Origin of the sequence: Nocardia amamiensis, from assembly GCF_015477605.1 — a bacterium.
Classification (GTDB): domain Bacteria; phylum Actinomycetota; class Actinomycetes; order Mycobacteriales; family Mycobacteriaceae; genus Nocardia; species Nocardia amamiensis_A.
In genome coordinates this window covers 112962-135160 of the sequence record NZ_JADLQX010000004.1, presented here as the reverse complement: position 1 = coordinate 135160, position 22199 = coordinate 112962, and the positions used below count along the sequence as shown (strand labels likewise).

Below are 22199 nucleotides of genomic sequence, written 5' to 3'. Positions count from 1 at the left end.
CGGACAGACTTCGTCCACACAGCGCCTGTGGCTGCCTCAGTCTTTCCTCGGCCTGACGCGAGCTGCACGGACCTCGTCCGGCAGCGCTCGTTGTTCCGCTCGGCCCATGAGCGCGCATGCCGCGGCGTCGATCCGGTGCTCGTCGAGCAGCACCGTCTCGGCGGCGGGGCCGAGCGGCACGAAACTGTCCTCGCTGGTGACGCGCGCGAGAGACCCTGCGAAACCGGCATCGACCAGTGCCGCGCAGACTGCCTCGGACACGCCGCCGCTGCGGCGGGTCTCGTCCGCGACGAGGACCCGGCCGGTCGCGCGCGCGTGCTCCACCAGGTCGTCCACCGGCAGCGGAGCGAGCCAGCGCAGGTCGAGCACGCGGGCATGGATGCCGCGTCCGGCCAGGCGTCGCGCCACGCGCAGGCTCATCGGCACGCCGTTGGCGAAGCTGACCAAGGTCAGGTCCATGCCGTCGCCGTATACGCGGGCTCGGCCGATCTCGACGTGCTCGGTGCGAGACGGGCGCGTCAGCCAGCCATCGTCGCCGGGCGTGTGCAGGTCGCGGGTGTGATAGAGCGCGATGGGCTCCAGGAACAGGCACACCCGGCCATCCACCCGGGCGGCGGACACACAGGTCCGCAGCATCGCCGCGGCGTCGTCGGCGCGGGACGGGGAGGCGACGACCACGCCGGGGATGTCGCGCAGCGCGGCGATCGAGTTGTCGTTGTGGAAGTGACCGCCGAAGCCTTTCTGATAGGCGTATCCGGCGATCCGTACCACCATCGGGTTGCGATAGCGCCCGTCGGAGAAGAACGACAGCGTGGCCGCTTCGCCACGAATCTGGTCGGCGGCGTTGTGCAGGTAGGCGAGATACTGGATCTCCGGAATCGGGACGAACCCGGCCAGCGCCGCGCCGAGTGCGGTGCCGAGGACACTCTGCTCGTCCAGCAGGGTGTCGAACACGCGGCGCGCGCCGAACGTCTTCTGTAGTCCTTTGGTCACGCCGTATACGCCGCCTTTGCGGCCGACGTCCTCCCCGAAGACGAGCACATCCCGGTCCCGGGTCAGCAGGTCTGCGAGCGTGTTGTTGATCGCCTGGGCAAGTGTCATCGGATCACTCTGCGCCGCAACGCTTTTGGCGTTCGTGTGGTAAGACGCATCGGTGCGTGAGGTCGCAGGATCCGCCCTGGCTGCGGAGCGACCGTCGTCCGGCAGGGGATCGGCTCTGAGCGCATCCGTGCGCACCAAGTCCGGGCGAGATCGGCCGATCGGAGCGATCACTGCGGCGGCAGAGGCGAGTCTCGGTTCATTGCAGACTATTTCGGCCGCCGTGGCAACGCGGTGGCCCAGCTCGGCGTAGCGGTCGAGCACCTCGGCGGGCGTGACCACGCCGGAGTCGACCAGCAGCCGCGCGGTCGCCAGCACCGGATCGCGGAGCAGGTCGGCGGCGATATCGGCAGCGGGACGATAGGCGGCCTCCACGTCCGAACCCGCGTGACCCAGCAGCCGGACGGTCCGCAGACGCAGGAACGCGGGCCTCCGGTTTTCCCGGACCCACTGTGCGGCAGTGCTCGCGGTGGTCAGCGCGTCGACGGCGTCAGAACCGTTCGCGCTGAAGAACCGCAGACCAGGCCGATGGCCGTACGCCTGCTCGATCCAGTCCGGCGGCGTGGGAACGCTGATGCCGATGCCGTTGTCCTCGCAGACGAACAGGATCGGCATCGGAATCCGGTGGTGGGCGGTATGGATCGCGGCGTTGATCGCCCCGGCCGCGGTGGAGTGGTTCGCCGACGCGTCGCCGAAACTGCACAGCACCACCGCGTCCGAGGGCCACGGGCTGGTAACCCGCAGGCGCGCGGCCCGATCGATCGCGAAGGCCAACCCCACCGCACGCGGAAGGTGCGACGCGATGGTGGAAGTCTGCGGGATGACGTTCGCCGCCGCGCTGCCGAACACCTTGTGCCGACCGCCCGATATCGGATCGGCCGCCGCGGCGACCACTCCCAGCAGCACGTCCCGGATCGGGTCGAGGCCCGGCACGCGCCGGGCCCGGTGCACGAAGAACCCGCCCGATCGGTAGTGCAGCAAAGCGGGATCGGAGGTCCGCAGGGCCGCCGCCAACGCGGCGTTTCCTTCGTGGCCGGACGATCCGATGCTGTAGTAACCGCGCCGGGCGCTGCCGAGGCGTCGTGCCGCGAGATCGAGATGCCTGCTCGTCGCCTGCGATTCGAACAGGTTCAGGCAGGTCGCGCCGGTAACCGCACTGCCGGGCACGATCGGATGACTCGCCGGGCGGCTCGGCTGCGGCGCGAGTGCGGCGATCACGGTGCGAAACCGCTCGTCCAGATCCACTGCCTGCTCGGTCACCGCACGATCATCCCGTACAACTCCACCGTTCGAACAGTAATCGGCCGGTATTTTTCCGGAATCTCTCCCGAGTTTCGGGTGAAATTGGGGTGTGCGCGAGACGGCGGCAGGTGACCTACCGATCGCGCCGGGATCGGCTCTCAGCGCAGCGCTGCCGCGGCCTCCTGATCGAGCAGCCAGGTGGTGGAGTCCGTGCCTGTCGCGCCGGCCGCGGGGATCTCCAGCGGGTCGGTGCCGCCGATAGCCGCGGCGGCTGCCTCGGCCTTGGCCGCGCCGGCGACCACCAGCACGACGTGGCGCGCCCGCCGGATGGCGGGCAGGGTGAGGGTTACCCGCACAGACGGCGGCTTCGGCGAATCCGTCACGGCGACAACGAACTCGTGTTCCTCGCGCACGGCGTCGGTGTGCGGGAACAGCGAGTTCACGTGTCCCTCGCCGCCCATGCCGAGCAGATGCAGATCGAACGCGCCGTGCTCGGTGAGGTAGGCGTGCACGGTCGCGGAGTACTCGGCGGCCGCCTCCACGGGGTCGGGGTACTCGCCATCGGACGCGGCCACCGGATGCACCCGCGCCGGGTCCACCGGTACGTGGTCGAGCAGAGCCTGCCTGGCTTGCAGGTCGTTGCGCTCCGGATCGCCCGCGGGCACGAAACGCTCATCGCCCCAGAACACCTCGAGCCGGGACCAGTCGATGTCGCCGGGCGACTTGCGCACCTGCTCCAACAGGGCGATGCCGGTGCCGCCGCCGGTCAGCACCACCGACGCCGCACCGCGCTCGGCTTGGGCCGCGACGACGACCGACACGAACCGGGCCGCCGCGGCAGCGACGAGCGACTCGGCGTCGAGGTGGACCTCGACGGTGTCGCTGGGAAAGGGTGAATCGGTGTGGTCACTCATAGATCACCTTCTCGATTCCGGCCAGTGCCTCCGCGTAGATGCCGTCGGCGTCCAGCCTGCGTAGTTCCTCGGCGAGGCAGTCGCGAGTCTCCCTGCGGGCCAACGCGATCCGCTGCACCGGCTCGCCGGTGCGGGTGAGCGTGGCGGTGCGACCCGTTTGCGGTCGCTCGATCGCGACGGAGACCGTGCGGCGGTGCAGTTCCACGTGCAAAGGTCCGGTTCGGCGGCGAACCTGGCATCCCAGCCGAGCCGCCAGCCAGCCAGCCAGCATGTCCAGGGCAGGTTCGTCACGCAGCCCGGACACCGTCGCCGACTCCACCGGCTCGAACGGCGGCTCATCCATGGCAGCGGCCAGCAGCGCGCGCCAGTAGGTGATCCGGCTCCAGGCCAGATCGGAGTCGCCGGTCGCGTAGGAGCCGAGCCGCTTCTTGATCGCCGCCTGCGGATCGGGCGCGAAGGTGGCGTCGGTGATGCGCCGGGTCGCGAGCCGGCCCACCGAGTCCTTGGACGGGAACTCCGGGGCTCCGCGCGGCCACCAGGCGACCACCGGCGTATCCGGCAGGAGGAACGGGATGACGACGCTGCTTTCGTGGTTGATCAGCTCGCCCTGCAGGCGCAGCACGATAACCTCGGCCGCTCCCGCGTCGCCGCCGACCCGGATCTGCGCGTCCAGCCGGGTGGCGGCTTCTCGGTCACCGCGTGCGAGGACCACCACGCGACAGGGGTGTTCGCGGCTGGCGTCGTTCGCGGCGTCGATCGCGTCCTCGGCCTCCGAGCTGTCCAGCGTGCACACCACCAGGGTGAGCACCCGGCCCACGGTGATCACGCCGTTGCTCTCGCGCAATTGCACGAGACGCTTGGTGACTTCGCTGGTCTTGGTCTCCGGCATGTCGACGATCACGGCCGCCGCCATTCCCGCCCGGTGCGGGCGAGCATCTCCTCGGCCGACGCCGGGCCCCAAGTGCCCGCCTCGTACGGATCCGGTTTGCCATCGGCGGCCCAGCGCTCGAGCACGGGGTCCAGGATGCGCCAGGACAATTCGACCTCCGCGTTGACCGGGAACAGTGACGGCACACCGAGCAGCACGTCGAGGATCAGGCGCTCGTAGGCCTCGGGGGAGGACTCGGTGAACGCCTCACCGTAGCTGAAGTCCATGTTGACATCGCGCACTTCCATGCCGGAGCCCGGCACCTTCGAGCCGAACCGCGTGGTGATGCCCTCGTCCGGCTGCACCCGGATGACCAGCGCGTTCTGCCCGAGTTCCTCGGTCATGGTCTGGTCGAACGGCAGGTGCGGCGCCCGCTTGAAGATCACCGCGATCTCGGTGACCCTGCGCCCCAACCGTTTTCCGGTGCGCAGGAAGAACGGGACGCCCGCCCAGCGGCGGGTGTCGACCTCCAGGCTGATCGCGGCATAGGTCTCGGTCCGCGAATTCGGATCGAACCCTTCCTCGTCCAGCAGTCCGACCACGTGCTCGCTGCCCTGCCAGCCCTCTGCGTACTGCCCGCGCGCGGTGGTCTCGTCCAGCGGTTCGATGAGCTTGGTGGCCGTGAGCACCTTGATCTTCTCGGTCTGCAGCTGCTTGGGCTCGAAGCTGATCGGCTCCTCCATGGCCGTGAGCGCCAGCAGTTGCAGCAAGTGGTTCTGGATCACGTCGCGCGCGGCGCCGATGCCGTCGTAATACCCGGCGCGACCGCCCAATCCGATGTCCTCGGCCATGGTGATCTGCACGTGGTCGACGAAGTTGGCGTTCCAGATCGGCTCGTACAACTGGTTGGCGAAGCGCAGCGCCAAGATGTTCTGCACCGTCTCCTTGCCGAGGTAGTGGTCGATGCGGAACACCGTCTCCTCCGGGAACACCCGGTTGACCAGCGCGTTGAGCTCCTGGGCGCTTTCCAGGTCGTGCCCGAACGGCTTCTCGATCACCACTCGGCGCCACGGCTTGCGGCCCGCTTCGTCGAACCCTTTCGTCTGCGCCAGGCCGTGCCCAGAGAGCTGATCCAGCACGACGGGGAACGTCTTCGGCGGGATGGACAGGTAGAAGGCGTGATTGCCGCCCGTGCCGCGCTCCTTGTCCAGGGTGGCCAGGGTGTCGGCGAGCCGGTCGAATGCCGCGTCGTCGTCGAAGGTGCCCTGGACGAAGCGGATGCCCTCCGCGAGCTGGTCCCAGACTTCCTGGCGGAAGGGGGTGCGCGAATGCGTCTTCACCGCGTCGAGGACGACCGAGGCGAAGTCCTCGTCGGCGTAGTCGCGGCGGGCGAAGCCGACCAAGCCGAAAGCCGGGGGCAGCAGCCCCCGGTTGGCCAGGTCGTAGATGGCCGGCATCAGCTTCTTCCGGGACAGGTCACCCGTGACCCCGAAGATGACCATGCTGCATGGTCCCGCGATGCGGGGAAGCCGCTGGTCCCGGCTGTCGCGCAGCGGGTTGTGCCAATCGTTCGCGGCCGCTCGACCCGTGGGCGCTGTACCGGCCATCGGTCAGCTGTTCCCGGATGCGCCGGAGCCGGACGCGGCGGCCGACGTCAACTCCGTGGCCGTGGCGGAAAGCAGCTCCTCCCAGGACTTCTCGAACTTATCCACGCCTTCGCGCTCCAGCACCTCGAACACGTCGTCCAGGTCGACGCCGGCCGCGGCGAGCCGGTCGAAGACCTCCTTGGCCGCCGCGGCGGTCCCCGTGACGGTGTCGCCGCGGATCTCGCCGTGATCGGCGACCGCCTGGAGGGTCTTCTCCGGCAGCGTGTTCACGGTGTTCGGGGCGACCAGCTCGGTGACGTACATGGTGTCGGGGTAGTCCGGGTTCTTCACACCCGTCGACGCCCACAGCGGCCGTTGGCGATTCGCGCCGGAGGCGGCCAGGTTCGTGTAGGTGGAGGTGTGCTTGCCACCGTCGAACACGTCCTGGTACTCGGCGTAGGCAAGCCGGGCGTTGGCGATACCGGCCTTTCCGCGCAGCGCGAGCGCCTCCTCGGTGCCGATCGCCTCCAGCCGCTTGTCGATCTCGGTGTCCACCCGGGACACGAAGAACGAAGCGACGGAATGGATCTTGGCCGGATCATGCCCGGCGACCTTCGCCTTGCGCACGCCGTCCAGGTAGGCGCCCATCACCGCGCGATAGCGCTGCACCGAGAAGATCAGCGTGACATTGACGCTGATGCCCTCGGCGAGCACCGCGGTGATTGCGGGCAGGCCCGCCTCGGTGGCCGGGATCTTGATGAACAGGTTGGGCCGGTCGACGATCTTCCACAGTTCGACCGCCTGCGCGATGGACTTGTCCGCGTCGAACGCCAGGCGCGGATCGACCTCGATGGAGACCCGGCCGTCCACACCGCCGGTCGCTTCGAAGACCGGAGCGAACACGTCGCAGGCCGCGCGGACGTCGTCGGTGGTGATGGTGCGGATGGCGGCATCGGCGTCGGCGCCTTGGGCGGCAAGCTCTTTCAGCTGGCTGTCGTAGCTGTGGCCCTGGCTGAGCGCGCCCTGGAAGATCGTCGGGTTGGTGGTGACCCCGACGACGCCACGGGTGTCGATCAGCTCGGCCAGGTTGCCGGAGCGGATCCGGTCCCTGGACAGATCGTCGAGCCATACGGACACCCCCGCCGCCGACAGGGCGGCGAGGTTTTCGTTCTGAGCCATGAGCGCTATCCCTTCACGTTCTCGAGCGTGCGCTGCGCGGCGGCAACGACGGCTTCCGGAGTGAAACCGAATTCGCGGAACAGGGTCTTGTAGTCGGCGGAGGCGCCGAAATGCTCGATCGACACGATCTCGCCCGCGTCACCGGCGAACCGGTGCCACGGCATCGCGATACCGGCCTCGACGACGACGCGTGCGGCGATCGCGGGCGGAAGCACCTCGTCCCGGTACGCCTTGTCCTGCGCGTCGAACCACTCCACACACGGCATCGACACCACGCGGGTGGCGATGCCCTGCTCCTCCAGCGTAGTGCGGGCGGCGACGGCGAGTTGGAGCTCCGAACCGGTGGCGATCAGGATCACCTGCGGGGTGCCGGTGGACGCCTCGGCAAGGACGTAACCGCCCTTGGACACGCCTTCGTAGCTGGTGCCTTCCAGGATCGGCAGGTCCTGGCGGGTCAGCGCCAGCCCGGACGGGCCGTCCTGGTGCGGCGGCTCCGACACCGAGAAGTGCGAGGTGTGCTCGCTGCTGTCGCGCTCCAGAATGGTGCGCCAGGCGTAGGTGGTCTCGTTGGCGTCGCCGGGGCGGACCACGTTCAGGCCGGGGATGGCGCGCAGCGCGGCCAAGTGCTCGATCGGCTGATGCGTGGGGCCGTCCTCGCCCAAGCCGATGGAGTCGTGCGTCCACACGTAGATCGAGGGCACTCGCATCAGCGCGGCCAAGCGGACAGCAGGGCGCATGTAGTCGCTGAAAACCAGGAAGGTGCCGCCGTAGGGGCGGGTGGGGCCGTGCAGCGCGATGCCGTTGAGGATCGCGGCCATCGCGTGCTCGCGGACACCGAAGTGCAGCGTGCGGCCGTACGGGTTGGCCTTCCACATGCCGGTGGAGATCGACTCCGGCCCGAAGCTGGGCTGGTCGGGCATGGTGGTGTTGTTCGACTCGGCCAGGTCGGCCGAACCGCCCCACAGCTCCGGCAGCACCGGGGCCAGTGCGGCGAGCACCTTGCCGGAGGCCTTGCGAGTGGCCATGCCCTTCGGATCCGGTTCATAGGTGGGCAGATTCGCGGCCCAGTTCTCCGGCAGCCGCCGCGCGGCGAGGCGGTCGAACAGCGCCTTGTTCTCCGGGTTCGCCGCGGCCCACGCGTCGAACGACTTCTGCCAGTCCTCGTGCGCCTGCCTGCCGCGGTCGATGACCTTACGGGTGTGCGCGATCACCGCCGGATCCACCTCGAAGCTCTGCTCGGGGTCGAAGCCGAGCACCTTCTTGGTCGCTGCGACCTCGTCGGCGCCCAGTGCGGCACCGTGCGCGGAGCCGGTGTTCATCTTGCCGGGCGCCGGGTAGCCGATGATGGTGCGCAGCACGATGATCGAGGGCTTGTCGGTCTCGGCCTTGGCGGCGGCCAGCGCGGCCTCGATGGCCACGACGTCCTCGCCCCCCTCGACCACCTGCACGTGCCAGCCGTAGGCCGCGTAGCGCTCGGCGACGTCCTCGGTGAAGGCGATGGTGGTGTCGTCCTCGATGGAGATCTTGTTGTCGTCGTAGACCACGACCAGGTTGCCGAGCTGCTGGGTGCCCGCGATGGACGACGCCTCGGAGGTGACGCCCTCCTCCAGGTCACCGTCGGAGGCGACCACGTAGATGAAGTGGTCGAACGGGCTCGTGCCCGGCGCGGCGTCCGGGTCGAACAGACCGCGCTCGCGCCGCGCCGCCATCGCCATGCCGACCGCCGACGCCAGGCCCTGGCCGAGCGGGCCGGTGGTGATCTCGACGCCGTCGGTGTGGCGGAATTCCGGATGACCCGGGGTGAGCGAGCCCCACTTGCGCAGGTTCTTCAGGTCGTCCAGTTCCAGGCCGTAACCCGACAGATACAGCTGGATGTACTGGGTGAGGCTGGAGTGGCCGCACGACAGCACGAACCGGTCCCGGCCGACCCAGCTGGGATCGGTGGGGTCGATGCGCATGGTGCGCTGGTAGAGGGTGTACGCCAGCGGCGCCAGGCTCATCGCGGTACCGGGGTGACCGTTTCCGGTGTTCTGCACCGCGTCGGCGGCGAGGACCCGAATGGTGTCGACAGCCTTGGTGTCCAGATCCGTCCAGTCGTCCGGGTGGTTCGGCTGAGTGAGGGCGCGGATGTCGTCTGTGATCGACACGACCGAGGTTCTCCTGACATTGGTTCGTCGACGGCGGGTGGGTTCTGACGGCGATGATCGCGCGGCAGCTACGGCGTGCATACCGGGTTTCTCCAACCACCCTAGATGCGCCCGGTGACCGGCACAGCAGTAACCCTGTGTTGTTTTGCCGTGGCGTTTTGCGCCGCCCGCGGCGCTGCGGGTTCGCGCCCACGTTGCGGCGGGTGCCGGGGGCGGCCGAGGTTGGTGATTGCTTCGCCTCCTGGGCGGCGGGCCGGTCCGCGAATGATGACCCACTGCCTCGCACCAGCAGGCCTGGAGTGCGTTGATCGAGCGGCGGAACGCCGGTCGGCCGGGAAACGGTGCCGGCGGACGCGTATCGGCGGTGGCGTGCTCGGGTGCTGCGTGTTCGCGATCACGTTGCGGCCTCATCAGAGCGGGCAGAACTCCAGACCCGCGTCGAACTGCATTTCGTATCAGGACGTAAGACGCGTGAACAAAACTCGTCGGACACAGGCGTACGACCGTCTCGAGGGTGGATGGTCGAAGGCGCGGAATGGCCCGTCTGGTGGGTCACATTCCCGTGCCGTTGCGCGGGGGCGAGGGGAAGGGCGGAGGCGGCAGGGGTCTACCATCCTTTGTAGTAGTAGTCGCGCCGCACCGGTCGGAGAGGGCGCCGGGGCGGACGAGGGTCCGGTACAGGCACATCCGTACCAGCGGGACGAGCGCTGCTGGTCCATGCCGGATGCGATGCACAGCGTGCGAGGAGAGACAGTGCGGATTGGGCGACAGCCGGGTGGCGATGGTGCGCACGGCTCCTCCGCGACGGCGCTGGCCGACCGGTTCACGGGTCCGGGCCTACCGTCCCGGCTGCTGCGGCGAGTGCTGGCCTACGTCGCGCTGACCAAGCCGAGGGTGATCGAGCTGCTGCTCGTCGCCACCATCCCGACCATGCTGCTCGCCGACCGCGGCACCGTCGACATCCGCCTGATCCTGGCCACGCTGTTCGGCGGCTGGATGGGCGCGGCGAGCGCGAACACGCTCAACTGCGTCGCCGACGCCGACATCGACAAGGTGATGAAGCGGACCGCCAAGCGGCCGCTGGCCAGGGAGGCGGTGCCGACGTCGAACGCCTTCGTCTTCGGCGTCGCACTCGGCGTCGGCTCGTTCGCCTGGCTGTGGTGGCAGGCGAACCTGCTGAGCGGCCTGCTGGTCGTCGCGACGATCCTGTTCTACGTCTTCGTCTACACGCTGGGCCTCAAGCGGCGCACCTCGCAGAACGTGGTGTGGGGCGGCGCGGCCGGATGCATGCCCGCGCTGGTCGGCTGGTCGGCGGTCACCGGCGGCATCGGCTGGCCCGCCATCGCGCTGTTCGGCGTCATCTTCTTCTGGACGCCGCCGCACACCTGGGCGCTGGCCATGCGCTACAAGGAGGACTACCGCGCGGCGGGGGTGCCGATGCTGCCGGTGGTGGCCACCGAGCAGACCGTCACCCGGCAGATCGTCATCTACACCTGGCTGACCGTGCTCACCACGCTGGCCCTCGTCCCGGCGACCGGCGTGATCTACGCGGCCGTCGCGCTGGTGGCCGGAGCGTGGTTCCTGCTCATGGCCCACCAGCTGTACGCGGGCGTGCGGCGCGGCGAGTCGGTGAAGCCGCTGCGGCTGTTCCTGCAGTCGAACAACTACCTGGCCGTGGTGTTCTGCGGCCTCGCGGTGGACTCGGTGCTCGGCTGGGACACCATCGGCAGCTTCTTCAACTGATCGCGCCCACGTAGCCGTCCGGACGTACGCGTACCCGGGAGCCCTCGGTCGCGGCGTAGGCGGCGTGCGCGTGCCCGTCGATGTCGACGACGTGCCGCCCCGCGACCACGGTTCCGGGCCGGACCACCGCATACGCGGGCACGCCCGGCTCGGCTTCGGCCGGAACGCCGAACGACAGCAGCGTCGCGTGGGGCCCTCGGAACAGGTCGAACAGCCGCACCGGTCGTCCCGCGTCATCCTTCAGCGGCGCGTCCGGCGCGCGATCACCGACGGCCAGTGCGGTGCGGACGGCGGGATCGCGGTAGCTGATGTCCAACTGCTGGGTCTCCGGTCCGCGGTCCATCGCGTCCTCGGCGCCGTCGGCCAGCTTGCCCAGCAGTTCGGAACTCAGCCCGAGCACCCGGGCGGCCACCATCCGGCGCTCCACCTCATAGCTGTCCAGGCAGGTGTCGTCGCCGTCGAGAGCGGCGGCCAGCTTCCAGCCCAGGTTGTACGCATCCTGGATACCGGTGTTCATGCCCTGCCCGCCGGTGGGTGGGTGCACGTGCGCGGCGTCACCGGCCAGGAACACCCGGCCGTCGCGGAACCGTTGCGCCAGACGGACATTCGGCCGCCACACCGTCGCCCAGGTGAGGTCGCTGAGGATGACGTCGTCGCATCCGCAATAGCGGTCCACGTACTTCTGCAGCAGTTCGAGGCTCGGCTGCGCGTCCTCGGTCAGCGGCGCGGCGAATTGGAAATGGCGTCCTCCCGGTAACGGTGACAACGCGATCCCCTCCATCGGCTGGTCGCCGGCGGCGAACCAGTAGCCGAACTCGTGGTCGAGCGCGTCGGCGCGCACATCGCCGAGCAGCATGCGAATCGAGTCGTCGGTGCTGCCCTCGAACGGGATGCCCAGCGTCTTGCGCACGGTGCTCTTGCCGCCGTCGGCGCCGACCAGGTAGGCGGCTCGCACACTCTCGCGCGTCCCGCCGAACTCCAGGGTGGCGGTGACGCCGTCGTCATCCTGCGTGAAGCCGACCAGCGCTGTGCCGAGTTCCACGGACACGCCGAACCCCGCGAGCCGTTCGCGCAGAATGGCCTCGGTTCTGGACTGGCCGAGCACCCACAGATTCGGATACGGAACGGCGGGTGTCGGCTCGACCGGCTCGGACATTCTGCGCTCGGCGACGAACTGGCCGTCGAGGTGAACGCGCATCACCGGTGTCGGCATCCCCGCCGCGAGCACCGCGTCCAGGATTTCCAGGTCGTCGAAGACCTCCAGGGTGCGCGGCTGGATGCCGTCGCCACGGGAGCCCGCGAAGAATGTCGCGGCTTTGTCGATGATCCGCACCGGGATGTTCCTGCGGGCGAGGTCGAGAGCGAGGGTGAGGCCGGTGGGCCCGGCGCCCGCGACGAGAACGAGTGGTGACACGAGATTCTCCTAGTGAATCTGAATTCAGTGAAACTGAATTCAGTCTTACGGTTGGTACGTTTCCTGTCAAGGAGGTGAGGCGGGTGTCGCTGAGTCGCAAGGAGAAGTCGGCCGAAACCGAGCAAGCGCTGAAGGCGGCGGCGCTGCGGTTGTTCGCCGAGCGCGGCTATCTGAACACCAAGATCACCGACATCACCACGGAGGCGGGACGGGCGGCCGGATCGTTCTACAACCACTTCGCGAGCAAGGAAGAACTACTCCAGGCGCTGCTGCACGATTTGGCCGCCGCCGGTGACGAGCGCGCCGAAGGCCCCGGCCACAACCCGGATTTCAGCGACCCGGAAGCCGTGCGGTACCACGTCGCCGGGTATTGGACCTTCGCACGAGAGCACGGGCCGGTGCTGCGCGCGGTGAATCAGGCGGCGCTGGTCAATGAGGACTTCGCGCGTATGGTGGCGCGCTTCACCGTCCAGCAGCGCGCCGACATCGCCGATCACGTAGCGGGCTTCGCCGACAAGGGATTACGGCTGCCGAGCACCCCGGACGCCAGCCTGGCGATGATGTTCCTACTCACCCAGAGCCTGCTGCTCGCCGTGGAGGACGGCACGGTCGAGTTGACCGACGAACAGGCGGTGGACGGCCTGACCCGGTTCATCTACCGAGGGTTGACCGGGCGCGACATCCCGGAACGCAGCTGATTCCGGCCGAAGCGCGGCGCCGCACAACCGGCGTCACCCAGCCATCGACACCGACCGCCAGATCAATACCCAGCACATTTCCGTCGGGCAGCGCGTAGTCGCATCGGAAGCCGATGCAGCCCAACGTGGTTCACCGGCAGGCGGGCAGTGTTGCGAAACAGGGCCGCGATGGAGCAGTCCAATCCCTGACCCTGCATGGGATCGCGGAATGATTGCTGAATGCCGCCGAGCGGAAAGCTATTGGGATAGCTCGAATTCGAGGGCGCTGGAGTGTCTACGGCAGATTTACCTAGAGACCGTGGGTGAGCTGGAATAGCTGAGCGATTGCACGCCTGGTTACACTGATAGCCGACCGGCTACACCAAAAATCGGGGTATTCCATTGTGATCCGATCGAGCGCACCATGGGAACAGCCCGGTTTGTTCATCAGGGACGTGCCGGAGGGCCGGATCCCTGTTCAGGGCAGCACAATTGGATCCCGATTCGCCACGCCCCACGCGTGCTGCCGATTCGATGACGGCAAACGGGCGCTCATGTTCGGGGCCGCGGTGAATCAACTCGTGATTGCAGGTAACCATCATGATCATTGCGAAAATTGCCGCGACAGCAGTTCTTTCCGCCGTCACACTGGGCGTCACGGCCGCGACCGGCCATGGCGAGGCGGGCGTGGCCGGCTCGGAAATCAGCGGTGTCGACCAGGGTGTCGCGTACACGGCCGCGGTGGCGTCCGACCGGTCCGGTGCGACCGTCACCCTTGCCTCGGGTTCATTCGTCCTGACACCCACGGGTGTATCCGTGGCGGCGCCGGACGGTTCGGTAATCGGCCAGGTGCCGACGACGCTGCGCAGCGTCTCGGGCCAGGAGGTGCGGGTGGCGCCCGACATCGATGCCACCGCGACGACCTTGACCCTGACTCCCGTCGGCACGGCGACACCGGAGCCGGGTGCACCGCAGTTCATCGGTGACGCCGGCACCACGGTCGCCGGCGTATTGATCGGTTGCGCCGTGGGTGCGCTGATCGGCCTCCTCTTCCTGATCGTCGGGGCCCTTCCCGGCTGTGTGATCGGCGGGATCATCGGGGGTATCGCCGGCGCCAACCAGTGACGCGACAGCGCACCTGACAATGCTCCGGTCGGCGCGGACGATTCTCCGCGCCGACCGATCCGTGCCCGGGGCTCGGTCAGGGATGTCACCCCGTCATCGCGGCGGACGTTTGCGGCCTCGACTGGGTCTACGAGACCGTTCGATTGCGGCGACTCGGGGAATCATCGCCCGTGCGCTTCTTTGCCGTGGAAGAAACCTGCCGGTGGGCCACCCGTCGTCGTCCTCTGCTCGAATTCACGGAAGGAGGACGATGGAGCCAGTGGTCTTGCGGCCTTCAAGGTCGCGGTGGGCCTGCTCGGCTTCGGCGAGCGGGTAGGTCGCGCCGATCCGGATATTCAACGTGCCGGCGGCGATGGCGTCGAGGACATCGCCCGCGCGCCAGGCGAGTTCAGCGCGGTCGCGGGTGTAGTGCACGAGGCTGGGACGCGTGACGAACAGTGAACCGGCTGTGCTCAGCCGTTGCAGGTCGAACGGCGGCACCGGCCCGCTCGCCGCACCGAACAGCGCGAGCATGCCACGCACACGCAACGAGGCCAGGCTCGATTCGAAAGTGGCCGCGCCGACGCCGTCGTAGACCGCGGCCGCGCCGACCCCGTCGGTGAGTTTGCGCACCTGGCCTGCGAGCTCGTCGCCGTAGCGCAGCACCTCGGCCGCGCCGGCCGCGCGGGACAGGGTCTCCTTGTCGTCGGAGGACACGGTCGTGATCACCCGCACGCCGCGCGCCGTGAGCAGCTGGGTCAGGATCAGCCCGACACCACCCGCGCCGGCGTGCACCAGCACGGTCTCCCCGGGCTCCGGCTGGTAGATGGATTCGATGAGGTAGTGCGCGGTCATGCCCTGCAACAGCGCCGACGCGGCCACCGGCGGCTCGACTCCCTCGGGCACCGCGATGGCGACGGCGGCGTTCACCGCGACCTTCGGTGCGTAGCTGCCCGGTGCGGCCGCCCAGGCGACCCGGTCGCCGACCGAGAACTCGGTGACGTTCGCGCCGATCTCGGCGACCACACCGGTACCCTCCGCGCCCGGGATATAGGGGACATCCTGGGGGTAGCGCCCGGTGCGGATGTAGGTATCGATGAAGTTGACGCCGATCGCCTGCGTATCGACCAGCAACTGGTCCGGCCCGATCTGCGGATCGGGCACCTCCACGTACTTCAGGACCTCGGGACCGCCGTGCTCGGAAACCTGAATGGCGCGCATGAACTTCAGTTGTACACCCGAGGCGCTGGACCGCATCCTACCGGTCGGTAAACTGCCTGCCATGAGTGCTGAAACCGCCACGCCCCCGACGAAGCTGTCGGGCGCCCTCGTGGAGTCCGTCAAGGGATTCGTCGCCGATCACGGCGGCTCCGCCACGGCCGTGCTCCAGCCGATCGGGCGCACCGGCGTCCGGCTGACCCTGGTCGGCGCGGACGGCGTCCTGGGCGACCGCGTCGTCCCCGACCTGGAGACCGCGAAGGATTTGGTCGCCACCATCGACGGCCTCACCGAGACCGACGAGTGGGATCGCGAGCTCACCTCGGTCGTCACCCCCCGCAAGGGCCACTGGGCCAAGATGGCGGGCTGGGTCGCCAAGCAGACCCGTTTCCCCAAGGCGCGCAACGAGAAGTGATCGGTGCATAGCCCGATGACGCGGCTGTGGAGCCGCATCGGCGCGGTCTTGGTCGCCGGGTGCACCGCCCTTGTCGCAGTGGCGATTCCGGCGGCGGCGCAGGACACATCGAGTGCCTTGCGCGCCTGCACGCCGGGCGACTACCCGCCGTACTCGGTCGCCGACGGCGGCTACCGCGGCGTGGACGTGGACCTCGCCCGCGGATTCGCCGCCACGCTCGGCCGTCCGATCGAGTTCGTTCCCATCACGTGGGCGACCCTGAAAACGGATTTCGCTGAGCGAAACTGCGATATCGCCGTCGGAGGCATCTCCGACCAGCCTTCTCGCCGCGCTTTCGCCGACTTCTCGATCACCTACGGCACCGACGGCAAGGCTCCGATCACGCGCCGCTCGAACGGCGCCGCCTACTCGACGATCGAGGAGATCAACCGTCCCGGCGTACGGGTCATCGCGAATCGCGGAGGAACGAACGAGGAATTCGCGCGCAAGAACTTCCCCGAGGCGCAGCTCACCGTATGGCCGGACAACCTGACGATCTTCGGCGAGATCGAACAGGGTCGCGCCGACGTGTTCGTCACCGACTCCGTCGAGGGCCGCTACCGCGTCCGCCAGCATCCGGACCTGCAAGTGCTGCATCCGGAAGCGCCGTTCGACTCGTTCGGCAAGGTGCTGTTGGTGCGGAAGAACGATTCGGTCCTGGCTACCGCGCTCAATGCCTACCTGGCGACCCAGCTCGCGACCGGTGCAGTCGATCGGCTGTTCGACCAGTGGATCGGGCCGAACGCCGCCGCCCGTTGACCGCATACCCGGCTGACCGGCATTGCCGGTCGCCTGACTGGATGGTGCTAGGTGGGGGTGGTGCCGACCGACCGCGTCATGCAGTCGCATCCCGCAACGTCGCCCGGAACTCCATCAGCGATAGTGGCGGCCACCGCCGATTCAATGGTGCCGCATCGGCGAGCGAATGCGGTCACCATCCAGCGCCATATCGTCGGTTCTACGTCAATACGTCTGTGCTGCCGAGGGTGTGGTGGCAACCGCCCGCCACCCTGACCGGCGGTGTGCCGATCTGGCCGCAGAGCGGCGGTCAGTTGGACATCCGCCGGTTCACGCCGGCTCGGCGTGGGTGTTCCAGCAGTGCTTGCCAGGCCGTATGCCATGGGAACCTGGGGCTCAGCGACTCCCCGGTTCCCGGCACATGCGGCTCGCCGTCACCCATCAGCACCGTGACGCCCCACTCGGACAGTTTGCGCATCCCGTCCTGGATCGCGGGAAAAGCTCATCTGCGCGCGGTTGGAATACGGGACCGCCACGATCGGCAACCCCTTGCCCAGCCCTTCGACCAGCAGCCCGAGCGGCAGCGTGTCGGAGATCCCGGCGGCCCACTTCGCGACGGAATTACCGGTCACCGGAGCGGCGATCATCCCGTCCGGCGGTGGCAGGACATCCGGCGTGCCGGGTTCCTTGTACTCACTTCGCACGGGGTAGCCCGTCTGCGCCGCGAGCGCGTCGACGTCGATGAAACGGGTTCCGGAGGGTGAAGCGATCACGCAGACCTCCCATCCGTCCGCCTGCGCGATCGTGACCAGTGTGCCGACATCGCGGGCAGCGGGGGAGCCGGTCACGAGGGCATACAGCACGGGATTTCCCTTGGCGTCCACGCGATTATCGTGTCACGCCAGAATCCAATGCCCATGCGGCACCTGCGCTGCCGCGCCTGCACCCCGATGCGGGCGCTTACTGCTTGCGTACGACCAATTCCAGCGCGATGTTGTCCGGGTCGCGGAATTCCAGGATGTACATGGGACCGAGGTCTTTCACGCCCGCATGGGCGATGCCGAGTTCGTCGAGCAAGGTAGCCGCCGCATCGAGATCCGACCGCGTGGCAAGCGAGAAGGCGAGATGGTCGAGTCCTACTCGATCTTCGTCGAACTCGTCGTTGGCGACCGGGCGAAGTCCGAGCAGTGCATCACCCATCTGATAGATCACGCCGCCGAAGAGGAATCCGTATCGCTCACGTGTGGCTTCGTCTGCGTCCGCGGGACACTCCCAAGCGATCGGCCACCCGAAGACGGCGTCATAGAAGGCCCGTGATCTGTTGATGTCGGTCACGGTCAAGCGAGCATGGTCGAACGAACTGGTGGCGATCGGCATGGTCTAGATACTGTCATGATTGCCGGCTCTGCTCAGCCGCGAAATCTCCGAGAGTCGGCTGCAGGCGGTCGGCAGCCGCGCCAGGCTCGATCGACAGCCGGGAGCGAGCGCGACAGGATTCGTGTGTGACGACATGGGTCCATCGATAACCGTGGACGTTGACGAGCAGTAGTCGCGCACCACCGAGGCATCCCGCCCGCTACCGATACGGGGTCCAAATCGCTGTATTGGCACCGTCTCGGAAGCTCGTGAATCGCGTCTGCCATTGGCCCGCCAGCGACGGGTTTGCTTTGAGCACCGGCAACACACTGGTGGCAAGTTGGAGTTCCCGGAGTTGGCGCAGCACGGTGAAGTATGGCCACCGAGTGATATCCATGCCGTACTCGTCGACTATCTGCCGGTGGTAGTCGGTCGCGTACCGGAACCGAAGCTGTCCCACGGCAACTGGTGCGAGGTCCCATTCACGCGGACCAACAGCAGCCGAGTCGAAGTCGCAAATGACGGGTCCGTTGGATCCGGGTATCAGGTTACCGACGAACCCGTCCCCGTGTATGGGTCCGGGCGGGAGCTGGTATTCGATCTGAGCGAGTAGCTCTTCGGTTTCGTCGCATTTGTCCTCGAGGAATTGCCTGTCGCCAGCGGTGAGAACGTCCTGTTCGTTGATGCGCTGGCGGACGGCGACAAGGGGACGCCATTGTGGTAGGTCGAACGACGGGTCAGGCAATGAATGGTATTGCCGCAGAATTCTGCCGAGGTCGTGCCCGTCCGGAGGCGTCGCCGCCCCGGGCGAGGCGACGAGATGCCAGAAGGTGATCTCATTCCGACCGACTCGAAGGGGCTTGTTCGACGAACTGTTCCGGCTGGATGTATCGGTCGTCCGGGGCGGTGCGCAGATCGCGCTGCCGTCGCCCGCCGACCGATCGGCGTCGTTTCGTGTGTGGGTCGAGCCGCCCCGGGACACCTTCCGGCCATCCGGTTCGGTCGTGGTCGCCGCAGTTCGTGTCTGTGTGCGGCGCGCGAGGTGACGGTGCGGCAGTCCCGTGCCCCGACGAGGACGATCGCTTGTACCTGCCACCCTGAGCGCTCGACGGATCAGTCGCCGGACCGATTCCGCAGCTGCCCCACACCCCAGTGCACCAGCCGCGCGGCGACGCCGACGTAGAGGAAACCCGCGGCGACCACCATGACGCCGTAATCTACAGTCCACCTGGGGATTTCGACCACGGCGACAAGCCCGGTGACGATCATCGCCAGGCCCAGCACCAGTGCGATCGGCGCGAGTGGAGCGAGCTCCGTGTCGCGGTCGTCGGGGGGTGGCTGGGTGGGCATGAGGTCGAGGCTTTGCGGCTCTACCGTTCACGGCAGATGACAACCGGGCTCGGGGCGTGGTGCAGCAGATTCTGGCTGGTCGACCCGACCAGGAGCCCGGTGAGACGGTTGTGCCCGCGGCTGCCGGTCAGTACCAACTGCGTGCTCTCGGCGTATTCGAGCAGCGCCTGCGCGGGCGGGTTCTTCTGGACCACTTTCGTGACGGTGACGTCCGGGTACTTCTCGCTCCACCCGGCCATGCGCTCGGACAGCAGTTCCTCCTCCTGCTGGGCCAGCGTCTCCCAGGCGTCGGGCACCGGGGTCCACTGCAGCAGGTCGGGATCGTTCCAGGCGTGCAAGGCGACGACCTCGACGTCCAGCGCCGCCGCCAGCTCGAACGCCTCGCCGACCGCCGCGGTGCTGCCGGGGCTGCCGTCGACGCCGACCAGCACGGGCCGCCCGTCGGGCAGCGGCTGGTCGGTGCTGCCACGCCACACCGTCACCGGGCAGGCCGCCTTGTTCGCGACCGTCAGGGTGGTGGATCCTAGGAGCAAAGTGGTAAGCCGGTCACTGAAGTTCGCCGCGACGACGACCATGCGTGCGACGGCGCTGTGCTCGATCAGCTTGCGTGCGGGCATGCCGTCTTCGAGGATCTGGCGGATTTCCACCCGCGGGTGATCGGCGCGCACGGCCTCGAAGGCCTCGTCCAGCTTGTTCTTCGCCGCGGCCCGGAGTTCGGGCACCATGTTGATCCCGGATGACGAGGTCAGCGGATAGTCGAGGGTGGGAGCGACGCCGAGCAGCACAACAGGGGATCGCAGGCGATCCGCCACGGCACCAGCCCAGCGGGCGGCCGCCAGCGCGGTGGCGGTGCCGTCGATTCCGACGACGATCGACTGACGGTCGGCGAGTGTGCTCATCTCTTCTCCGGTTGATCGGTGCAACGTGTTTAACTTCACAGTTGCAGCCGACCCCCTGCACCCAACGGGGTCGCCGGGCCTTGATAACAGGGACCTAAGACCTTCGTTTCGACGGGGCTGACCTTCCGTGTGCACCCGGTTGCTCGCCTGATAACCGGCGCCGATGTGCCGTTGCGGCAGTCCGGACCCTAGCCGGCGAACCGGTCGATGGCCCGCAGGACGGCGGTGCGCATGGCCGGGCTGCCGGTGTGCCCGGAATCCTCGATGACCTGCAATTCGGCGTCGGGCCAGGCCTGTGCCAGCTGCCACGCCGTGTACAGCGGACCGCTGAGGTCCAGCCTGCCGTGGATCAGCACGCCAGGGATGCCTGCCAGCCGGGACGCATCCCGCAGTAATTGCCCGTCAGCCAGCCAGGCGGCGTTGGCGAAGTAATGCGTGCAGATCCGCACGAAAGCCAATTGCGCCGCGTCCGGCTTGGCGCTGTATTGCCCTGGGCTGCCGAGATTTTCGTGGGCTATGACCGCATCCTCCCAGTCGCACCAGCGCCGCGCCGCCAGCTCCCGCGTCGCCGCGTCGGTGCTTTCCATCAACTTGCGATAAGCCTCGACGAGGTTGCCGTCGCGCTCGGCGGGGGGAACACCGGCGCGGAAGGTCTCCCACTGCTCGGGCAGCAGCCGCGCGACGCCGCGATAGAGCCAGTCGATCTCTTCCGGCCTGGTCATCGTGACTCCGACGAGCACGATCTCGCTGACCCGCTCCGGGTGGCGCTGGGCGTAGGCGAGAATCAGCGTCGACCCCCAGGAACCGCCGTACAGCAGCCATCGATCGATGCCGAGGTGTTCGCGCAACCGTTCCATGTCGGCGATCAGGTGGTCGGTGGTGTTGTGCGCCATGTCGGCCGTGGGGTCGGAGGCGTGTGGCAGGCTCTCCCCACACCCCCGCTGATCGAACAGAACGATCCGGTAGACCTGCGGGTCGAACGACTTCCGCGCGCCCCGCCGTCCTCCGCCACCGGGGCCACCGTGCACGACCAGTGCCGGTTTGCCGACCGGATTGCCGCTGGTTTCCCAGTAGATGCGCTGGCCGTCCCCGACGTCGAGCAGCCCGTGCGCGTACGGGTCGAGGTCGGGAAAGGGCTGGGCTGCTTCGGATTCCGAGTCAGGCGTGGACACGGACGACCACGGTACCCGCGGACGTGGCTCAGGCCGCCTGCGTGGCGGGGGCCGGTGCGCCGACCCGCTCCCTGGTGCGCAGCGAGGCCCAGAGCGCCGCGGTACCGGCGGTGCAGGCGGCGGCCCCGCCCACGTGCACGACGACCAGTGCCGCGGGCACATCGGTGAAGTACTGCACCACACCGACCAGCGCCTGCGAGCAGACCAATCCGAGCAGCACCAACAGCCGGGTGCGCACCGCGGGCGTGATGCCGACGGCGAACAAGCCGAACGCCAGGCCGATCAGCAGCGCCAGATAGCCGACCAGCAGCTGTGAGTGCAGGTGTACCAGCGTGACGATCTCGACCTCCAGGCGCTCGACGGGCCGCTCGATGCTCTTGTCACCGGCATGCGGACCCGCGGCGGTCACCAGCGTGCCCGCGATCAAGACGGCGCCGAGCGCGACACCGGTGAGCGCGGTGAGCCAGCGCAGCGGTGCGGGCGCCTGCACGGTGTCGACGCCGTCGTCGGGTTCGCCGATCTTCGCGTAGAGCACCACCGCGAGCCAGACCATCACCATGGACGCGAGCAGGTGCGTCGCGACGGTCCACCACAGCAGTCCGGTGCGCACCGTGATACCGCCGATGATCGCCTGCACGACCGTGCCGCCGGGCATCAGCCACGCGTACACCAGCACTTCGCGGCGCCGCCGCGCCCGCGTCACCGCGAGCACGACCAGCCCGGCGCACAGCGAGACGACGAAGGTGAGCAGCCGGTTGGAGAACTCGACGGCCTGGTGGATCGCCGGAACCTCCGACACCGCGACCGGCGTGAAGCTGCCGGGGAAGCACTGCGGCCAAGTCGGGCAACCGAGACCCGACGCGGTGACCCGAACGACAGCGCCGGTGACCGAGATGCCCGCCTGGGAAAGGATCACCGCCACCGCGATCAGGCGCTGCACCCGGAGCGAGGGCAGCGGCAGCTTGTCGACGAGTCGCAGGAACGCGCGATACAGCACGTCGAAAATGGTAGCCCGGCGGGATCCGGCCACCGCACCCGGT

At 68.3% G+C, this 22199-nt stretch carries 20 protein-coding genes; 5 read left to right on the top strand and 15 right to left on the bottom strand.

Annotation, left to right across the window (positions count from 1 at the left end; all coding sequences use genetic code 11):
* Positions 1-36 precede the first annotated feature (36 nt).
* From IU459_RS07160 to tkt, 6 genes are all read right to left on the bottom strand, one after another.
* Positions 37-2358, bottom strand: a complete 2322-nt coding sequence (locus tag IU459_RS07160; protein ID WP_195128682.1) for a thiamine pyrophosphate-dependent enzyme — start codon at positions 2356-2358, stop codon at positions 37-39.
* A 140-nt stretch (positions 2359-2498) separates the two neighbouring features.
* Positions 2499-3254: a 6-phosphogluconolactonase gene (pgl, locus tag IU459_RS07155; protein ID WP_195128681.1), complete on the bottom strand. Its 756-nt coding sequence runs from the start codon at positions 3252-3254 to the stop codon at positions 2499-2501.
* A complete protein-coding gene (gene opcA, locus IU459_RS07150; RefSeq protein WP_195128680.1) occupies positions 3247-4155 on the bottom strand; it encodes a glucose-6-phosphate dehydrogenase assembly protein OpcA in 909 nt (302 codons plus the stop codon). Before opcA ends, pgl begins: the two co-directional genes overlap by 8 nt.
* Positions 4152-5729, bottom strand: coding sequence for a glucose-6-phosphate dehydrogenase (gene zwf, locus IU459_RS07145; protein ID WP_195128679.1), 1578 nt, complete (start codon positions 5727-5729; stop codon positions 4152-4154). Before zwf ends, opcA begins: the two co-directional genes overlap by 4 nt.
* Before the next feature lie 3 nt (positions 5730-5732).
* On the bottom strand, positions 5733-6887 hold the full coding sequence (gene tal, locus IU459_RS07140) for a transaldolase (protein WP_195128678.1): 1155 nt from the start codon (positions 6885-6887) through the stop codon (positions 5733-5735).
* A gap of 5 nt (positions 6888-6892) precedes the next feature.
* A complete protein-coding gene (gene tkt, locus IU459_RS07135; RefSeq protein ID WP_195128677.1) occupies positions 6893-9034 on the bottom strand; it encodes a transketolase in 2142 nt (713 codons plus the stop codon).
* 753 nt (positions 9035-9787) lie between these two features.
* Here tkt and IU459_RS07130 point away from each other — a divergent pair.
* The gene (locus tag IU459_RS07130; protein WP_195128676.1) at positions 9788-10777 is read left to right on the top strand and encodes a heme o synthase; all 990 of its coding nucleotides are present in this window, start codon (positions 9788-9790) and stop codon (positions 10775-10777) included.
* On the opposite strand, the gene IU459_RS07125 is transcribed toward IU459_RS07130, so the two are convergent.
* Positions 10770-12191, bottom strand: a complete 1422-nt coding sequence (locus IU459_RS07125) for an FAD-dependent monooxygenase (protein ID WP_195128675.1) — start codon at positions 12189-12191, stop codon at positions 10770-10772. The genes IU459_RS07130 and IU459_RS07125 overlap by 8 nt on opposite strands.
* Positions 12192-12274: 83 nt before the next feature.
* Between IU459_RS07125 and IU459_RS07120 the strand changes: the two genes are divergently transcribed.
* Both IU459_RS07120 and IU459_RS07115 read left to right on the top strand, forming a co-directional pair.
* Positions 12275-12889: a TetR/AcrR family transcriptional regulator gene (locus tag IU459_RS07120; protein ID WP_324198780.1), complete on the top strand. Its 615-nt coding sequence runs from the start codon at positions 12275-12277 to the stop codon at positions 12887-12889.
* A gap of 564 nt (positions 12890-13453) precedes the next feature.
* Entirely contained in the window at positions 13454-13993 is a 540-nt protein-coding gene (locus IU459_RS07115) for a hypothetical protein (protein WP_228837514.1), read from the top strand.
* 234 nt (positions 13994-14227) lie between these two features.
* Here IU459_RS07115 and IU459_RS07110 read toward each other — a convergent pair whose 3' ends face one another.
* A complete protein-coding gene (locus IU459_RS07110) occupies positions 14228-15193 on the bottom strand; it encodes a quinone oxidoreductase family protein (RefSeq protein ID WP_195128861.1) in 966 nt (321 codons plus the stop codon).
* A gap of 61 nt (positions 15194-15254) precedes the next feature.
* On the opposite strand from IU459_RS07110, the gene IU459_RS07105 reads away from it, so the two are divergent.
* Positions 15255-15605, top strand: a complete 351-nt coding sequence (locus IU459_RS07105; RefSeq protein WP_195128674.1) for a hypothetical protein — start codon at positions 15255-15257, stop codon at positions 15603-15605.
* Between the two features lie 15 nt (positions 15606-15620).
* Entirely contained in the window at positions 15621-16403 is a 783-nt protein-coding gene (locus IU459_RS07100) for a transporter substrate-binding domain-containing protein (RefSeq protein ID WP_195128673.1), read from the top strand.
* Between the two features lie 413 nt (positions 16404-16816).
* Here IU459_RS07100 and IU459_RS07095 read toward each other — a convergent pair whose 3' ends face one another.
* The 7 genes from IU459_RS07095 to IU459_RS07070 all read right to left on the bottom strand — a co-directional run bounded on the left by IU459_RS07095 (position 16817) and on the right by IU459_RS07070 (position 22156).
* The gene (locus tag IU459_RS07095; RefSeq protein WP_324198779.1) at positions 16817-17266 is read right to left on the bottom strand and encodes a flavoprotein; all 450 of its coding nucleotides are present in this window, start codon (positions 17264-17266) and stop codon (positions 16817-16819) included.
* 76 nt (positions 17267-17342) lie between these two features.
* The gene (locus IU459_RS07090; protein ID WP_195128672.1) at positions 17343-17759 is read right to left on the bottom strand and encodes a VOC family protein; all 417 of its coding nucleotides are present in this window, start codon (positions 17757-17759) and stop codon (positions 17343-17345) included.
* Between the two features lie 199 nt (positions 17760-17958).
* Positions 17959-18720: a phosphotransferase enzyme family protein gene (locus tag IU459_RS40030; protein WP_369123091.1), complete on the bottom strand. Its 762-nt coding sequence runs from the start codon at positions 18718-18720 to the stop codon at positions 17959-17961.
* 131 nt (positions 18721-18851) lie between these two features.
* Positions 18852-19088 carry a hypothetical protein gene (locus IU459_RS07085; protein ID WP_195128671.1) on the bottom strand — a complete coding sequence of 79 codons (237 nt, stop codon included), beginning with the start codon at positions 19086-19088 and terminating at the stop codon, positions 18852-18854.
* A 20-nt stretch (positions 19089-19108) separates the two neighbouring features.
* Positions 19109-19987, bottom strand: coding sequence for a universal stress protein (locus IU459_RS07080; protein ID WP_195128670.1), 879 nt, complete (start codon positions 19985-19987; stop codon positions 19109-19111).
* A gap of 188 nt (positions 19988-20175) precedes the next feature.
* Positions 20176-21159, bottom strand: a complete 984-nt coding sequence (gene pip, locus IU459_RS07075; protein ID WP_195128669.1) for a prolyl aminopeptidase — start codon at positions 21157-21159, stop codon at positions 20176-20178.
* 28 nt (positions 21160-21187) lie between these two features.
* Positions 21188-22156 carry a COX15/CtaA family protein gene (locus tag IU459_RS07070; RefSeq protein WP_195128668.1) on the bottom strand — a complete coding sequence of 323 codons (969 nt, stop codon included), beginning with the start codon at positions 22154-22156 and terminating at the stop codon, positions 21188-21190.
* Between the last annotated feature and the right edge of the window lie 43 nt (positions 22157-22199).

What these genes read in the sequence shown, in the direction of transcription:
- pgl (WP_195128681.1), bottom strand. Translation starts at nt 3,254, where the DNA reads ATGAGTGACCACACCGATTCACCCTTTCCCAGCGACACCGTCGAGGTC.
- zwf (WP_195128679.1), bottom strand. Translation starts at nt 5,729, where the DNA reads ATGGCCGGTACAGCGCCCACGGGTCGAGCGGCCGCGAACGATTGGCAC.
- tal (WP_195128678.1), bottom strand. Translation starts at nt 6,887, where the DNA reads ATGGCTCAGAACGAAAACCTCGCCGCCCTGTCGGCGGCGGGGGTGTCC.
- IU459_RS07110 (WP_195128861.1), bottom strand. Translation starts at nt 15,193, where the DNA reads ATGCGCGCCATTCAGGTTTCCGAGCACGGCGGTCCCGAGGTCCTGAAG.
- IU459_RS07105 (WP_195128674.1), top strand. Translation starts at nt 15,255, where the DNA reads ATGAGTGCTGAAACCGCCACGCCCCCGACGAAGCTGTCGGGCGCCCTC.
- IU459_RS07100 (WP_195128673.1), top strand. Translation starts at nt 15,621, where the DNA reads ATGACGCGGCTGTGGAGCCGCATCGGCGCGGTCTTGGTCGCCGGGTGC.
- IU459_RS07090 (WP_195128672.1), bottom strand. Translation starts at nt 17,759, where the DNA reads ATGCCGATCGCCACCAGTTCGTTCGACCATGCTCGCTTGACCGTGACC.
- IU459_RS07085 (WP_195128671.1), bottom strand. Translation starts at nt 19,088, where the DNA reads ATGCCCACCCAGCCACCCCCCGACGACCGCGACACGGAGCTCGCTCCA.
- IU459_RS07080 (WP_195128670.1), bottom strand. Translation starts at nt 19,987, where the DNA reads ATGAGCACACTCGCCGACCGTCAGTCGATCGTCGTCGGAATCGACGGC.